Genomic DNA, 14,864 nt, shown 5'->3' with positions numbered 1-14,864 from the left:
GGGTCCGCTCCCACCCTTCGATAGCAGGCTTCCTACCGGAGGGTGGGAGCGGACCCTGTCCGCGATAGGCGTCCGGCCGAAACCGGATGCCCGGAGTCACCTCACAGGACGATCGTCGGCAACGCCAGCATGTCCACCACGAATCCGTCATGGTCGGACGAGCCGATCGCCTTCTTCACGCCCGTCTCCTTCGCCGAGTCGTCCAGCGTCTGCACCGGCGCGTCGAGGTTGCCGCGACCGAACCGCATGTTCAGGAACAGGCCGCGGGCCACCGTGTTGAGCAACGCGTTGTCCAGGACCTGGTGCGTCGGCACCGAACGCGGCGCCTGACCCTGGATGTTGCCGAAGTTCTCGGTGAACAGGAACGAATAGCGGTCGTTCTCGGGCACCGAATCCACGGCGTTCCATAGCGTGGGCTTGACCAGGTTCTTGCCGAGCTTGAGCAGGTTCTGGCTGTCGTCATATTTGCCGGAAACCAGGCCCACCACGTCGGTGAAGCCGTCGCTGAAGGGATAGGCGTTGAAGTCGCCCACCACCAGCAGCGGCGCGACGAGGTTCTTGCGGTCGGTCTGCAGGATCTGCACCTGCTTGGCCAGCGACACGGCCTGCAGGAAGCGCTTCCGGCGGTCGCGATCGGCGGCGCTGCCGGCCTTGTCCACGTTCTGGCGGGCCTTCGGGTGCACCGAGATCACGTTGACGCGCATGCGGCCGACGATCGACGGCACGTCGGCCGTGAGCAGCAGCGGCGGATGGTCATGCAGGAACGACGTGCTGCCTTGGTCGTCCCAGGTGGCGTCGGCGTCGAGCTGATGCACGTCCACCACGTGCACGCGGTCGGTGCGCACGAGGAAGCCCACGTTGATGCCGCTGGGATCGTGGCCCGGCTGGAGGAAGGCTTCGTACTGGGCCGGGTAGTCGTCACCCAGTTGCTTGGCGAGACCCTGCAGCACGGCGAGGCTCTTGACCTCTTCCACCGAGAGGATGTCCGGCAGCTTCAGCACGCCGCCGATGTAGGCCGACAGGCGCTGCGTCTTCAGCTTCACCTCGTCGGCGGTGGGTTCGGTGTCGCCGCCCGAGCAGGTGAACGTGGTATTGAACTCCGTGTCGCAGAAGCGCTCGGTATTCAGCGCGCCCACGCGCACGGCATAGAACGGACGCGCGTCCACGGGACGCGGCAGCGTTGCCGCCTTCTTGATGGTGATCTTGCTGGGGATGAAGGTGTACGCACCGAATGCGTAGGAGATCACGCCTTCGGCGCGGAACGTGGTGCCCGCATTGAACGGCGTATCGGCGGCCACGGCGCCGAAGTCGGCGGTGTTCATCTTCAGCACCTGCGGGTTGCCGTTCCAGTTCGGCAGGTTCACGCCGTCGGGCACCGGCACGGTGAAGCGCACGCCCGGCTGGCGCAGCGAGCGGTTACCGTCGGTGGTGATGTACACCTCGGCGAACGGTTCGCCGCTGAAGCGCAGGTTGCCCGTGGTGATCGTGCCGTTGTCGATGGCCACGCGCATCCCGACGTAACACTGGAAGTTGGTCGGGCCGCACGAGAGATGGTTCGGGTCGTGCGACGGCACCTTGTCGTCGAACACCACGGCCTTCGGCAAGCGCGCACCGTGCATCGTCGTGACGACCGTGGCGTCCTTCAGCTCGGGCAGGTTGAAGAAGTTGTCGACCGTGGCATCCACGTTCACCACGTCGCCGGACTTCACCGCCGGCGGCGCGCCGGTGAACACGTAGATGCCGTTCGAGGTGAGGGCATCGGCATCGGCGCGATGGTCGGGCGTCTGGATGGTGAAGCCCTGCGGACCCACCGCCGTCACCACGTTGCCCGTGGTGGACACGCGCTTGCCCAGCAGTGGCGACACCTGGTCGTGGCCCGTGATCTGCCAGATCTCGGCCGTGACCGGGATTTCGTTGAGGATCGCGCCGATGGCCGAGGCTTTCGCCAGGGTGACGTCGCCGGTGGCACCGGAGAGGTTCACCTTGAACGCCTTGTCCGGGCCGGCCGCCTTCGCGCCGTGCACGTTCACGTCGAAGCTTGCCGTGGTCTGCCCGGCGGGGACGGTCACCGTGGCGTCGACGGCGTCGTAGTCGCCGGCCGCCACCGTGGCGGTGTCATCGGCGGTGGCGGCGTGCACGGAGACGTCGGCGGCCTGGGGTTGGCTCAGCGTCACGGTGAAGGGCATCTTCACGTCGTCGGCGTTGCGCAGGCTCACCGAAGCGTCGGCGATCGACAGGCTCGGCCCCTGGGCCACGCAGGCCGAGGCGGCGTTGTGCGGCGTGGTCGGGGCTACCTTCACCCAGTCGGCCGAGTTGTCGCCCGTGGCCTGCGGCAGGCCGCCGCCGGTGGTCTTGCGCAGGTAACCCTGGTCGGCGTTGCCGCTGCCGAGCGAGGCCAGCGGCGTGCCGAGCTTGTAGGCCGAACCGGCGCTCAGGCCCACCTGGTCGAGCACGTTGCCCGCGGTATCCAGCAGGGCGAGGCCGCCGTCGTCGGTGATGCCGGTGGCGTAGGTGAAGTCGGCGGGGACGGCGCCGGAATAGCCCGGGCTGGTCTTGTTGCCCAGCAGCACGAAGCAGCCCGGCTGGATCGTCACGCCGCCGGGAAAGGTAAAGCGCGTGCCGGTGACGCCGGTGGCGTTCGATGCGTTGAGCTTGAAGCCCGAAACGTCGAGCGGGGCGCTGCCGCCGTTCTGCACTTCGACGAATTCGTCGTTGCCCCCGGCGGGGCCGCGGACGCGGAACTGGGTGATCGACAGGTCGGCCGCATGGAGCGGCACGACGGAGACAAAGCCGGCCAGCGCCGCCCAGAGGGCGCGCCGTGACGTGGTCGAACGCATAGTCGTGTATTCCCCTTCGAGTTTCGTAGGTTGTACGCGACCCGAAGCACCCGCCATGTGCTGGCGCGGTGTTCCCCCTGTCAGGCCCGCTGGGCGAGTGTGCCCCAGCTATGTGACAGGCGGATGTGACACATCCGGCAGCTCAGGCGGATTTTTGCTTGGTGCCGAAGATCTTGTCGCCGGCATCGCCCAGGCCGGGGAGGATGTAGCCCAGCTCGTTCAGGCGCTCGTCGATGGAGGCGACGTAGATCTCGATGTCGGGGTGGGCCGCCTCGATGCGCTTCAGGCCCTCGGGCGCCGCCACGAGGAACAGGCCCTTGATGCGCTTGGCGCCAGCGGCCTTGAGCATGTCCACGGTGGCCACCAGCGTGCCCGCCGTGGCGAGCATGGGATCGACGATGATCGCCGTGCGCTCGTCCATGCCGCCGGTGAGCTTCTCGTAATAGGTGACCGGTTCGAGGGTTTCCTCGTCGCGCTGCAGGCCCACCACGCTCACGCGCGCGGCGGGGATCATCTCCAGCACGCCGGTGAGCATGCCCAGTCCCGCGCGCAGGATCGGCACGATGGTGACCTTCTTGCCCTTGATGTGGGTGACCTCGACCGGGCCGGCCCAGCCGTCGACCGTCTTGATTTCCGTCTCCAGGTCGGCCGTGGCTTCGTACGTGAGCAGGGCGGCCACTTCCGAGGCCAGCTCGCGGAACTCCTTGGTGCTGATCCCGGCAAGGCGCATGAGGCCGAGCTTGTGCTGGATGAGGGGGTGGCGGACTTCGACGATTTTCATGGGGCGGCCGATTCGATGAGTTCGGCCCATTGTAATGCGGCCGCAAACGCCATCGCGGACAAGGTCCGCTCCCACCCTTCGGTAGCGGCGTTTCCAACGGAGGGTGGGAGCGGACCCTGTCCGCGAATCATGCGGAGCGAACGCATCAACCCTTGAGGCAGTTGCTCATGAACGCCTTGCGCTCATCGCCCTTCTTGCCTGCGGCATCCGCGTTGCACTTCTTCATCTTGTCCTGCTGGGTCATCTTGGCCGGCTGCTCGCCCTTGAGGCAACTGCTCATGAAGGCCTTGCGCTCGTCACCCTTCTTGCCGGCCGCCTGGCCGTTGCAGGTGCTCATGCGCTGCTGCTGGGGAGTGAGATCCTTCTTCGCGGGCATATCCTGGGCGGCGAAGGCGGCCCCGGCGAAGGCGAAAAAGGCGGAAACGGCGAGGACACGAATCTGCATACGCATGACGAACCCCTACGTGAGGCCGGGCCAATCCGGCGGAGGGGAGCTTACGACTTTTCTCGGCGGTCGGTTCGTTTGCCGGCGTGAATGCGTGGGCCTACGCGCCTTCGGCTCGAAAAACCGCATTGCCGTCTCGCCAAAACCGGATGCAAGGCGCTGGGTTCCTGCCTTCGCAGGAACGACGAGCCGAAAGATCGACCGCTGCGTGTCAAACCACCTCACGTCGTTCCTGCGAAGGCAGGAACCCAGCGCCTTGAGAACGGTTTAGCGATGCGCTCAAGCGGCCTTGGATTCGCTCCGCCGCGGTCCCTCGGTCAGCGCATGCCGCACTTCCTCGACGATGAGATCGACCTCGGCGCTCGTCACGCGGAAATGCGGCGTGAAACGCAGCGAATTCGCGCCGCCGTGGATCACGCCGACGCCGCGCTCGCGCATGTATTCCTCGGTCGAGCCTTCGCCGAAGCACTTGAACTCGGGTGCCAGTTCGCAGGAGAACAACAACCCCGTGCCCTGCACCTTGGTGATGAGGCCGCCCAGTTCGTTCTTCAGCACCTCGAGCTTCTGCACGAATTCCTTGCCGCGTTCGACGATGTTGCGGCGCACGTCGTCGGTGAGTTCGTGCATCGTCGCCACGGCCACGTCGAGCGCGCGCGGGTTGGCGGTCATGGTGTTGCCGTAGATGCCCTTGCGATAGAGCCCCGCCACGCGCGCGGACACCGCCAGCACCGACAACGGATACTGGCCGGCGTTGAGCGCCTTGGAGAAGGTTTCCATGTCCGGCGCCTCGAGCCCTTCGAAACCCGGGTAGTCCACGATGGACAGCACGCCGTGCGCGCGCAGGCCGGCCTGGATGGAATCCACCAGCAACACGGTGCCGTGTTCACGGGTCAGCTCGCGCGCGGCGGCGTAGAACTCCGGCGTGAGCGCACGGCCGGGATCGCCTTCGCCCATCACCGGCTCGAGGAACATCGCCTCGATGAACCAGCCTTTCTGCTCGGCTTCGGCGAACACGGCCTTCAACTGCGCCACGTTGTACGGTTCGACGGTGAGCAGCGTGTCCTCGTTGCGGAAGCTCGCCAGGTGCTGTTGGTAGTTGCGGCGCGACGAATCCGAGTAGATGGCGGGGCGCTCGGTGCGACCGTGGAATGCCCCCTTCACCGCGAGACGCTTGATCGTGCGGCCGGCATGGCGCGCACCCGGATCGGTCATCAGGCGCGCGTTGACGTCGGCGATGCGGCCGGCCAGCGTCACCGATTCCGAACCGGAATTCAGGCACAGGAAGTGCGAATACGGGCTGCCTCCGCGGGTGCGGCCGATCTCCCGGCGCAACGCATCGGAAAGGCGAAGCTGCGAGACATTGGCCGTCATCACGTTGGCCATCACCTGCGGACGGGACATCGCTTCGAGGATGTGCTCCGGGTTGTGGCCGAAGCCGAGCATGCCGTAGCCGCCGTTGTCGTGAAGCACCGCACCCTTGAGCGTGACGATCCACGGACCGCGCGCGGCGGCCGGTACGTAGGGATTCACGCCGTCGTCGGGATAGAAGTTGACCAGGGCCGACTGCAGGTGATGGATCTGCTCGGATTCGTCCATGCGCAGGACATCGGCCATGCCGTCACGCAGGCCGCGGTGATAGGCCAGGGCTTCTTCCACGGCGCGCACCAGCGTCGCGTCTTCGCGTGCGAAACGCTCCACGGTGGCATCGGGCAGGCCCAGGGTGCGCTGCTTGCCGCCGAAATCGCGCAATTCGCGCAGAAGGCCGATGACGTCCATAACCACTCCTCGTAATTCGAATGACGCGGATGCTGCCGTTTCTTCCTTTCGTCCATATGCCCAAAGTGGTAGCTAAGTGCATATAAATAAAGGGTTTATTGAACGAGCATAGCATGCGGTTTTTATGCGCGTAACCCCCGGGATGACGCTTGTCACATCCGCACAATGACGCAAGCGACTGCCGCCAAGGGGTTGCGCGCGAATATGTTGCAACGCAAGGAGGGCACCCATGAACGACGATACCCGCATTGCCAGGCTAGAACAGGTTTCCAAGCGCTACGGCGCGGTCAAGGCGCTGGAGCGCATCGATCTCGATATCCACCGCGGGGAACTGGTGGCCTTGCTCGGTCCGAACGGGGCGGGCAAGAGCACCGCCATCGGCCTGCTGCTGGGCCTGCACCGCGCCGACGAAGGGCGCGCCACCCTGTTCGGCCGCGACCCGCAGGACATCGAGGCGCGCCGCCGCATCGGCGTGATGCTGCAATCGGCCAGCCTGCCGCCCACGCTGAAGGTGGGCGAGCTGCTGCGCCTTACCGCCAGCTATTACCCCGATCCGCGCTCGCTGGCCGAATGCGCCGCGCTGGCCGGGGTCGACGACCTGCTCGGACGTCGCTACGAAGCGCTTTCGGGTGGCCAGCAGCGCCGGGTGCAGTTCGCCATGGCGCTGGCGGGCAAGCCGGAGCTGCTTTTTCTCGACGAGCCTACCGTGGGCATGGACCTCGCGGCCCGGCAATCGCTATGGCAGGCGATCCGTCGCCTCGTGTCGGACGGGTGCGCGGTGGTGCTGACGACGCATTACCTCGAAGAAGCCGAAGCGTTGGCCGACCGCGTCTGCGTGGTCGCGAAGGGCCGGGTGATTTCCGAGGGTACGGTCGATGCCTTGCGTGCCCGCGTGGCCACCTGCCGCGTGCGTTGCGTGACGAGCGTGGGCGCCGACGCCGTCTGGCGGTGGCCGGGCGTGGTGTCCGCGAGCGTCCACGAGGGGCGGCTGACGATCGCCACCACGCGCGCGGAAGCCACCGTGCGCCGGTTGCTCGCCGAGGATGCCGACCTGACCGAACTGGAAGTGCAGCGCGCGAGCCTCGCCGAGGCTTTCGCCGACATCACCCGCGACGACATCGCGGATACCGCCCTGGAGGCCGCATGAGTGCCGTCATCGAAAGCACCGCCGTTCCCGCGATGGGCGCGGGGCGCCTGTTCAACGCCTACGTGCAGGAAGCGCGCGCCGAGTGCGTGCGTTACCTGCGCAACCCCGGCTTCCTCTTGCCGACGCTGCTTTTCCCCTCGGTGTTCTACGTCATGTTCGGCATCGTGCTGGCGCACGGCAACGGTCCCGACGCGGCGCGCTACCTGCTCGCGTCGTACGGCACCTTCGGCGTGATGGCGCCGGGTCTGTTCGGTTTCGGCGTGTCGCTGGCGCTGGAGCGCGATACCGGCCTGCTCACGCTCAAGCGGGCGCTGCCCATGCCGCCGGGCGCCTACCTCGCCGGCAAGATGTGCATGGCCCTGCTGGTCGCCGCCATCGTCGCCACGCTGTTGCTCCTGCTGGCGGTGTTCGCCGCACACGTGCCGATGCCGCCGTCGCGCATCGCCGCGTTCTACCTCGTCGAGATCGTCGGCGTCCTGCCGTTCTGCGCGCTTGGCCTGCTGGTCGGTACGCTGGTGAAAGGGCAGGGCGCGCCGGGCATCGTCAACCTCGTCTACCTGCCGATGGCGTTCCTATCCGGCCTGTGGTTCCCGTTGTCGATGATGCCGGAGACGCTGCGCTCGATCGCGCCGCTGTGGCCGGCCTATCACCTCGACCGGCTGGCGCTGGCGGCGGTGGGGCTGGGCGAGGGCGGTCTGGCGACGCACGTCCTGGTGCTGCTGGTCTTCACGGTGGCCTTCGTCGCCATCGCCGCCCGTCGCCTGCGTCGCCACGGTTGAAGTAGCATGAAGCCACGCCTTTCAACGGACATATCCATGGCCCGCTCGTGGTTCGAACCGACGCCGGATTCGCTGTGGGTGCGCTTCGGGGAGAAGCCGAGGCATCGGGCGGCGAACCTGTTCCACCTGATCTGGACGATCTACTTTTTCGTCGACCTCCTGGGTAGCGATCCGCTGCCGGCGCGCTGGCTCGAAATCACGCTGCTGTCGTTTCCCACGTTCCTGTTCCTCTATTGGTGCATCTTGACCCGACCGGTGAGGCAGGCGCCCCTGTTCGCCGTGGCCATCGCCCTGCTCGGGCTGGACTGCCTGTGGGCGGGGCATGGCGGAGGCGCCTGCTTCATCGTCTACGCCTCCTCGTTCGTCGGACTGAACACGTCGGCGCGAATGGCCTACCTGCGCATGGCCGTCGTGCTGGTGGCGTTTTGCGCCGTCGCCCGGTGGGCCGTCGGCTGGCCGTGGCAGGCGATGGCCTTCCTCACGCTCATCTCGGTGTCCGTGGGCACGTTGAACCTGTTCTACCGGGCCAGCGCGAAGCACGACGCCGAGCTGAAGCTCTCTCACGACGAGGTGCGCCGTCTCGCCGCCACCGCCGAGCGCGAGCGCATCGGCCGCGACCTGCACGACCTGCTCGGGCACACCCTGTCGCTGATCACGCTGAAGCTCGAGCTGTCGCGTCGCCTCATCGATCGCGACGTGGATGCGGCCCGCCGGGAGATGGAAGAGGCCGAGGGCATCGCGAGACACGCGCTGGCCGAGGTGCGTTCGGCGGTCACCGGTATCCGGGCGACGGGCCTTGCCGCCGAACTCGCGTCCGCACGCCTTATGCTCAATGCCTCGATGGTGAGCTTCGATTACGTGACCGACGTGCCCGCCTTGCCCGAACGCATGGAGGCCGGACTGGCCCTCGTTCTCCGGGAGGCGGTCACCAACATCCACCGCCACGCGCAGGCCACCGTGGCCGAGGCGAAGGTCGCCGTGGAAAAAGACGTGCTCACGTTGTGCATCGCCGACAACGGTCGCGGTGGCGTCGATACCGAGGGCAATGGCCTTTGCGGCATGCGCGAGCGCGTGAAGGCGCTCGGCGGAACGCTGCGCATCGAATCCGAGCGCGGCAAGGGCACCCGGCTGCAGGTCGCCGTACCCCTGCTTGCCGCCGAACGCATCGCGCGTGCGTCGACGATCGAAGCCGATCGGATCGCGTCGTGATACGCCTGCCGCCGCCGCCACGGGACTCGTTGCTCGGCAGCCTGCATTCGCCGATCTACCTGCGTTGGCAGGCCGGCCTGCAGTTGGGCTGGCTGTTCGCCCTGGTCCAGGCGCCGCTGGTCGTTTCCGCGTTTTCGTGGCGGTGGTTCGCACCCACGCTTCTCTCCGTCGTCGTGTATCTGGCGTGCTACGCCGGCGTGTTCCTCGGGCCGCTCCGGCGCATACCGTTCAACGCGCTCGCCATCGTGGCCACGGGATTCGCGGTGTGGCCGGTCAACGGCGTGGCGATCGGCCACGTCGCCATCGGCCTCGCCTTGCTGGCCTTCGCCGCCCGGCCGCGCCTATGGCTCGGCGCGACGGCCGCGGCCACGCTGCTCGCCTGCGTGTGGTGGGCGTGGTTCGGCATTCCGGCCGTGCACATCCTCGTCGTGGCCCTCGCCGGTATCGCCGGCGGTACGAGCAATTACCTCTACGTGCGTTCGGTTCGCCGCGACCTGGAACTGCGACTGTCGCAAGCCGAGGTTCGGCGACTGGCCACGCTGGCCGAGCGCGAGCGCATCGGTCGCGACTTGCACGACCTGCTCGGTCATACGCTCTCGCTCATCACCCTGAAGTCCGAACTGGCCAAGCGCCTGGCGCTGGTCGATCCGGCACGCGCGCAGCAGGAAATGGACGAAGTGGAACGCGTCGCCCGGCATACGCTGGGTGAAGTACGCAGCGCCGTCACCGGCCTGCGCGCGGGTGACCTGGCCAGCGAACTGGTGTCGGCGCGGGTCATGCTCGAAGCGTCCGGCATCACGCTGCAAACCTCGTTGCCCGAACGGCTCGACCTTCCCGAGTCCGTGCAGGCCTCGCTGGCCCTCGTGCTGAGGGAAGCGGTCACCAACATCCATCGCCACTCGCAGGCCAGCACGGCGCGCGTGGACATCACCCGGAACGGCAAGGATTTCTCGATGCGGATCAGCGACAACGGGCGCGGCGGCCTCGCCGCGCATGGCAACGGCGTCTCGGGCATGCGCGAACGCGTGCGGCAGATCGGCGGTACGCTCGCCATCGACTCGCCGGCGAAGCAGGGCACCACGCTCACCGTCGGCGTCATGCTCGCGCCGGTGCTGACGGAGTCCGCCGCATGATCCGCGTGCTGCTTGCCGAAGACCAGGCCATGGTGCGCGGCGCGTTGTCGGCACTGCTCAATCTCGAATCCGACATCGAGGTGCTCGGCTCGGCACCGGACGGCGAAACCGCGTGGCGCGAGCTGCAACGGCTCAAGCCCGACGTGCTGGTCACCGACATCGAAATGCCCGGCCTCACGGGTCTGGAAATCGCGCAGCGCGTGCATCGCCACGAGTTGCCGGTGAAGGTGGTGATCGTCACCACCTTCGCCCGCCCGGGCTTCCTGCGCCGCGCGCTGGATGCGGGCGTGAGCGGCTACCTGCTGAAGGACGCGCCCGCCGAGGGGCTCGCCGAAGCGCTGCGCGTCGTTCACCGGGGCGGTCGGGCCATCGATCCGCAACTGGCGCTGGAAGCCTGGTCGGAGGCCGATCCGCTGAACGACCGCGAGCGCCAGGTACTGCGCCTGGCGGGCGAGGGTAGTTCGGCCAGCGAGATCGGCGCCCAACTCAACCTCTCCCACGGCACGGTGCGCAATTACCTTTCCGAGGCCATCGGCAAGTTGGGTGCGGCCAACCGCATCGAGGCCTATCGGCTGGCCCGGCAGAAAGGCTGGCTGTAACGAAAGGGTCAGCGCTCGCTGAAACCTCGCTACCGAAGGGGGCGGGAGCGGACCCTGTCCGCGAACCCCCGCCATAGCTGTGGCGAAAGAGGCCTTCCGGCGATCGTGCGAGCTGTAAACACCCGCAAAATCACCGCAAAGCCCTTTTGTCCCAAGCCGCCCCCGAGGGTTCGCGGACAGGGTCCGCTCCCACCCCTTCGGTAGGTGGCCGGTCGCCGATTGGGGGATAATCCCCGCCTTCCAGCATCACCGGCCCCGCTTTCGTGAAGAAATCCGATTTCGACTTCGACCTGCCGTCCGACCTCATCGCGCAGGCGCCCCTGGCGCGGCGGTCGGGTAGCCGCCTGTTGGTGGTCGACGTCGCGGCGGGCAGCAAGGCCAATCGCAAGTTCCACGAACTGCCCGACCTCGTCCGGCCGGGCGACCTGCTGGTGTTCAACGACACCCGCGTGCTGCCGGCGCGCCTTTACGGCAACAAGGAATCCGGCGGCGCGGTGGAGATCCTGATCGAGCGGGTCACGGGGGCCCACGAGGCGCGCGCCCAGCTCGGGGTGAGCAAGAAGCCCAAGGAAGGCGGCCGCATCGTGCTGGCCGACGGCAGCCTCATTACCGTGCTCGGCCGCGAGGGCGAGTTCTTCAAGCTGCGTTTCGAGGGGGACGAGCCGCTGGAGCGCATCCTCTCGCGCCTCGGCGAAATGCCGTTGCCGCCCTACATCGAACGCGGCGCCGGCGAGGAAGACAAGGACCGTTACCAGACCGTGTTCGCCCGCGAGCCGGGCGCGGTGGCCGCGCCCACGGCGGGCCTGCATTTCGACGAGGCCCTGCTGGACCAGCTCCGCGGGAAGGGCGTCGATTTCGGCTACGTCACCCTGCACGTCGGCGCGGGTACCTTCCAGCCCATGCGCGCCGACGACGTGCGCGACCACGTGATGCATCGCGAATGGCTCAACGTGGGCGCCTCGCTGGTGGAAAAGATCCGCGCCACCCGCGAGGCGGGCGGCCGCGTGATCGCGGTGGGCACCACGGTGGTGCGCGCGCTGGAAAGCGCCACGGTCGACGGCGTGCTGAGGCCGTTCGCCGGGGAGACGCAGATCTTCATCTTCCCGGGCTACCGCATCACCAGCATCGACGCCCTGATCACCAACTTCCACCTGCCCCAGTCCACCCTGCTGATGCTGGTCTCGGCCCTCGCGGGCAAGGAGGCCATCCTCGACGCCTATCGCTACGCGGTGCTGCAACGCTACCGCTTCTTCTCCTACGGCGACGCCATGCTGATCCTGCCGCCGAAAGCCCCGGCCTAAAGGTTTGCGGACGAGGGCCGATAAGCCTCACGAACGCCTCCCCGGGCAACGGGCCCCGGGGGCACAAGGGTAGGACGATGGCTGGCAAATCCTCCAAGAACACGGCTGGTACGCTTGCGCTCGACGCGGACCTGCGCATCGGCGCGGCGCCCGCGCTGCGCGACACCCTGCTGGCGGCGCTGACCGCCGGCAAGCCGGTGGACATCGACGGCTCGGCCGTGAACCAGATCGACACGGCGGGCCTGCAGGTGCTGGCCGCCTTTTCGCGCGACGCCCGCGCGGCCGGCCTCGCCGTCCGCTGGAGCGGCGCGAGCGATTCCCTCCATCGCGGCGTCGCCGTGCTGGGCCTTAGCGAATTGATTGAACTGCCGGCCCGTGCCGGCGTGAACTGAAGGTGCACCGATGGCAAAGATTCTCGCGGTAGACGACTCGGCTTCCATGCGCAGCATGGTGGCCTTCACCCTGCGTGGCGCCGGCCATGACGTCGAAGAGGCCGACAACGGCCGCGCGGCGCTCGACCAGGCGGGCGTGCACAAGTTCGACCTCGTGCTGGCCGACGTGAACATGCCGGTGATGGACGGCATCTCGATGGTGCGCGAGATGCGCACGATGGGCGGTTACAGCGGCGTGCCGATCCTCATGCTCACCACCGAATCCAACCCCGAGAAGAAGATGGAAGGCAAGGCCGCCGGCGCCACCGGCTGGCTCGTCAAGCCGTTCGACCCCGACCAGCTGCTGGCGACCGTCGCCCGCGTGCTCGGCTGATCCGATACCCCGTTCGTTCCGGTCACTCCAGGTTTCTCCCATGTCCAAAGTCGATCTGGCGCAATTCCACAAGGCGTTCCACGAAGAGAGCCTCGACGGTCTCGACGCCATGGAGCAGGCGCTCCTCGCGTTGGACGAGGGTGCCGACGATCCGGAGCTGATCAACGTGGTGTTCCGCGCCGCCCATTCGATCAAGGGCGGTGCGGCCACCTTCGGTTTCGCCGACGTGGCGGCTTTCACGCACGTGGCCGAAAACCTGATGGACGAGGTCCGCAGCGGCCGCCGTCCGATGGAAAAGGCCGTCGTGGAGCTGCTGCTGCGTTCGGGTGACGTCATCCGCGACATGCTCTCGCTGCAGATGGCGGGCCAGCCCGGCGCCACCGCCGAAAGCCAGTCGCTGCTGGCCGAGCTGTCGGCCATGGTCGGCGGCGCGGCGGCGCCGGTCGCCACGAAGGCGGCCGCGCCCGCGGAAGCCATCGAGGGATGGGACATCGCATTCCGTCCCTTCGATTACCTGCTCAAGACCGGCAACGACCCGGCGCGCATGTTCCGCGAACTGGAAGCCCTCGGCCCGCTCGCCACCACGGTGGACGCGTCGAAGCTGCCGTCGCTGGCCGACATGGACCCGACCGCCTCGTACCTGGCCTACACGCTGCGTCTCGATGCCGGCGCCAAACGCGCCGCCGTCGAAGGCGTGTTCGACTGGGTGGACGGCGATTGCGAGCTCACGGTGACGCCACGCGTGGCCGCGCCGGCTCCGGTGGCCGCACCGGCGGCACCCGTTGCGCCGCGCGCCGTACGCGAGGTGGCCGCCAACAGCGAGGCCAGCTCGGTTCGCGTCGGCATCGAAAAGATCGACATGCTGATCAACCTGGTGGGCGAACTCGTCATCACCCAGGCCATGCTCAGCCAGTTCAACGAGGGTGTCGGCGAGGCCCGGTTGGAGATGTTCCGCCACGGCCTGGCCCAGCTCGCGCGCCACACGCGCGAACTGCAGGAAAGCGTGATGAGCATCCGCATGCTGCCGATCAGCACGGTGTTCAACCGCTTCCCGCGTCTCGTGCGCGACCTGGCGCAGAAGCTCGACAAGAAGGTGGTGCTCGACCTGCGCGGCGAAACCACCGAGCTGGACAAGACCGTGCTCGAGAAGATCGGCGATCCGCTGGTCCATCTCGTGCGCAACGCCATCGACCACGGCCTGGAAGTGCCCGCCAAGCGCACGGCGGCCGGCAAGTCCGACACCGGCACCTTGCGCATGGAGGCGTTCCATCGCGGAGGCTCCATCGTGGTGGAAGTGGCCGACGACGGCGCGGGCCTCAATCGCGACGCCATCGTGGCCAAGGCCGTGCAGCGCGGCATCATCGCGTCGGGCGAGGGCATGTCCGACGATGCCGTGGCCGAACTGATCTTCGAGGCGGGCTTCTCCACGGCCGCGACCACCACCGATCTCTCCGGTCGTGGCGTGGGCATGGACGTGGTCCGCCGCAACGTGATGGATCTGGGTGGCACGGTGAACATCCGCAGCGTGCACGGCAAGGGCACCACGTTCACCATCACCTTGCCGTTGACGCTGGCCATCATCGACGGCCTCACCGCCGCCGTGGGGAGCGAAACCTACATCGTGCCGCTCGTGTCCATCGTGGAGTCGGTGCAGGTCAAGGCCGATCTCGTGCGCAGCGTGGTCGGTGGCGGCGAGCTGTTCCGCTTCCGCGACGAATGGCTGCCCATCGTGCGCCTGTTCGACGTGTTCGGCTGCGACGGCGAGCGCCTGTCGGTGGACCAGGGCATCGTCATCGTGGTGGAGGCCGAGGGCACGCGCATCGGCCTGTTCGTCGACGAGCTGATCGGCCAGCAGCAGGCCGTGGTGAAGTCGCTGGAAGCCAATTACCGTCGCGTGGTGGGCATCTCCGGCGCCACCATCCTCCCCGACGGCGCCGTGGCGCTCATCACCGACGTCACCGGCCTGGTGCGCATGCAGGCACGCCGCAAGGCGGCCTGACCGGGGCCAACTCGATTCGCCGATACGATCGGCTCCCACCCCTCCGGTAGCGACGTCGTCACCTACCGGAGGGGTGGGAGCCGATCGTATCGG

13 protein-coding genes are annotated in these 14,864 nt (G+C 67.6%); 9 read left to right on the top strand and 4 right to left on the bottom strand.

From position 1 onward, the window contains the following. Positions 1-101 precede the first annotated feature (101 nt). From L2Y94_RS15500 to L2Y94_RS15485, 4 genes are all read right to left on the bottom strand, one after another. On the bottom strand, positions 102-2,837 hold the full coding sequence (locus L2Y94_RS15500) for a lamin tail domain-containing protein (protein ID WP_247368412.1): 2,736 nt from the start codon (positions 2,835-2,837) through the stop codon (positions 102-104). A 142-nt stretch (positions 2,838-2,979) separates the two neighbouring features. Continuing rightward, positions 2,980-3,618, bottom strand: a complete 639-nt coding sequence (gene upp / locus L2Y94_RS15495; RefSeq protein WP_247368409.1) for a uracil phosphoribosyltransferase — start codon at positions 3,616-3,618, stop codon at positions 2,980-2,982. Positions 3,619-3,763: 145 nt separating this feature from the next. Then, positions 3,764-4,069 (bottom strand): PsiF family protein, encoded by a 306-nt coding sequence (locus tag L2Y94_RS15490; protein ID WP_425602407.1) that lies wholly within the window; start codon positions 4,067-4,069, stop codon positions 3,764-3,766. A gap of 273 nt (positions 4,070-4,342) precedes the next feature. Next, positions 4,343-5,839: an aminotransferase class III-fold pyridoxal phosphate-dependent enzyme gene (locus L2Y94_RS15485; protein WP_247368407.1), complete on the bottom strand. Its 1,497-nt coding sequence runs from the start codon at positions 5,837-5,839 to the stop codon at positions 4,343-4,345. Between the two features lie 229 nt (positions 5,840-6,068). Between L2Y94_RS15485 and L2Y94_RS15480 the strand changes: the two genes are divergently transcribed. From L2Y94_RS15480 to L2Y94_RS15440, 9 genes are all read left to right on the top strand, one after another. After that, positions 6,069-6,986: an ABC transporter ATP-binding protein gene (locus tag L2Y94_RS15480; protein WP_247368388.1), complete on the top strand. Its 918-nt coding sequence runs from the start codon at positions 6,069-6,071 to the stop codon at positions 6,984-6,986. Then, positions 6,983-7,765, top strand: a complete 783-nt coding sequence (locus L2Y94_RS15475; RefSeq protein WP_247368386.1) for an ABC transporter permease — start codon at positions 6,983-6,985, stop codon at positions 7,763-7,765. The genes L2Y94_RS15480 and L2Y94_RS15475 overlap by 4 nt, the downstream gene beginning before the upstream one ends. Before the next feature lie 36 nt (positions 7,766-7,801). Further along, the gene (locus tag L2Y94_RS15470) at positions 7,802-8,974 is read left to right on the top strand and encodes a sensor histidine kinase (protein ID WP_247368384.1); all 1,173 of its coding nucleotides are present in this window, start codon (positions 7,802-7,804) and stop codon (positions 8,972-8,974) included. Then, positions 8,971-10,107, top strand: a complete 1,137-nt coding sequence (locus tag L2Y94_RS15465) for a sensor histidine kinase (RefSeq protein ID WP_247368381.1) — start codon at positions 8,971-8,973, stop codon at positions 10,105-10,107. Before L2Y94_RS15470 ends, L2Y94_RS15465 begins: the two co-directional genes overlap by 4 nt. After that, positions 10,104-10,706, top strand: a complete 603-nt coding sequence (locus tag L2Y94_RS15460) for a response regulator transcription factor (RefSeq protein ID WP_247368379.1) — start codon at positions 10,104-10,106, stop codon at positions 10,704-10,706. Before L2Y94_RS15465 ends, L2Y94_RS15460 begins: the two co-directional genes overlap by 4 nt. A 263-nt stretch (positions 10,707-10,969) precedes the next feature. Continuing rightward, on the top strand, positions 10,970-12,007 hold the full coding sequence (gene queA / locus L2Y94_RS15455) for a tRNA preQ1(34) S-adenosylmethionine ribosyltransferase-isomerase QueA (protein WP_247368376.1): 1,038 nt from the start codon (positions 10,970-10,972) through the stop codon (positions 12,005-12,007). A 77-nt stretch (positions 12,008-12,084) separates the two neighbouring features. Beyond that, on the top strand, positions 12,085-12,399 hold the full coding sequence (locus L2Y94_RS15450) for an STAS domain-containing protein (RefSeq protein WP_247368373.1): 315 nt from the start codon (positions 12,085-12,087) through the stop codon (positions 12,397-12,399). Positions 12,400-12,409: 10 nt separating this feature from the next. Beyond that, positions 12,410-12,772: a response regulator gene (locus L2Y94_RS15445; protein WP_144909830.1), complete on the top strand. Its 363-nt coding sequence runs from the start codon at positions 12,410-12,412 to the stop codon at positions 12,770-12,772. A 40-nt stretch (positions 12,773-12,812) separates the two neighbouring features. Beyond that, entirely contained in the window at positions 12,813-14,771 is a 1,959-nt protein-coding gene (locus L2Y94_RS15440; RefSeq protein WP_247368371.1) for a chemotaxis protein CheA, read from the top strand. The last annotated feature ends 93 nt before the right edge of the window (positions 14,772-14,864 follow it).

Origin of the sequence: Luteibacter aegosomatis, from assembly GCF_023078455.1 — a bacterium.
Classification (GTDB): Bacteria; Pseudomonadota; Gammaproteobacteria; order Xanthomonadales; family Rhodanobacteraceae; genus Luteibacter; species Luteibacter aegosomatis.
Note: the sequence above shows the minus strand (reverse complement) of the source record. Positions and strands in the feature narration are given on the sequence as shown.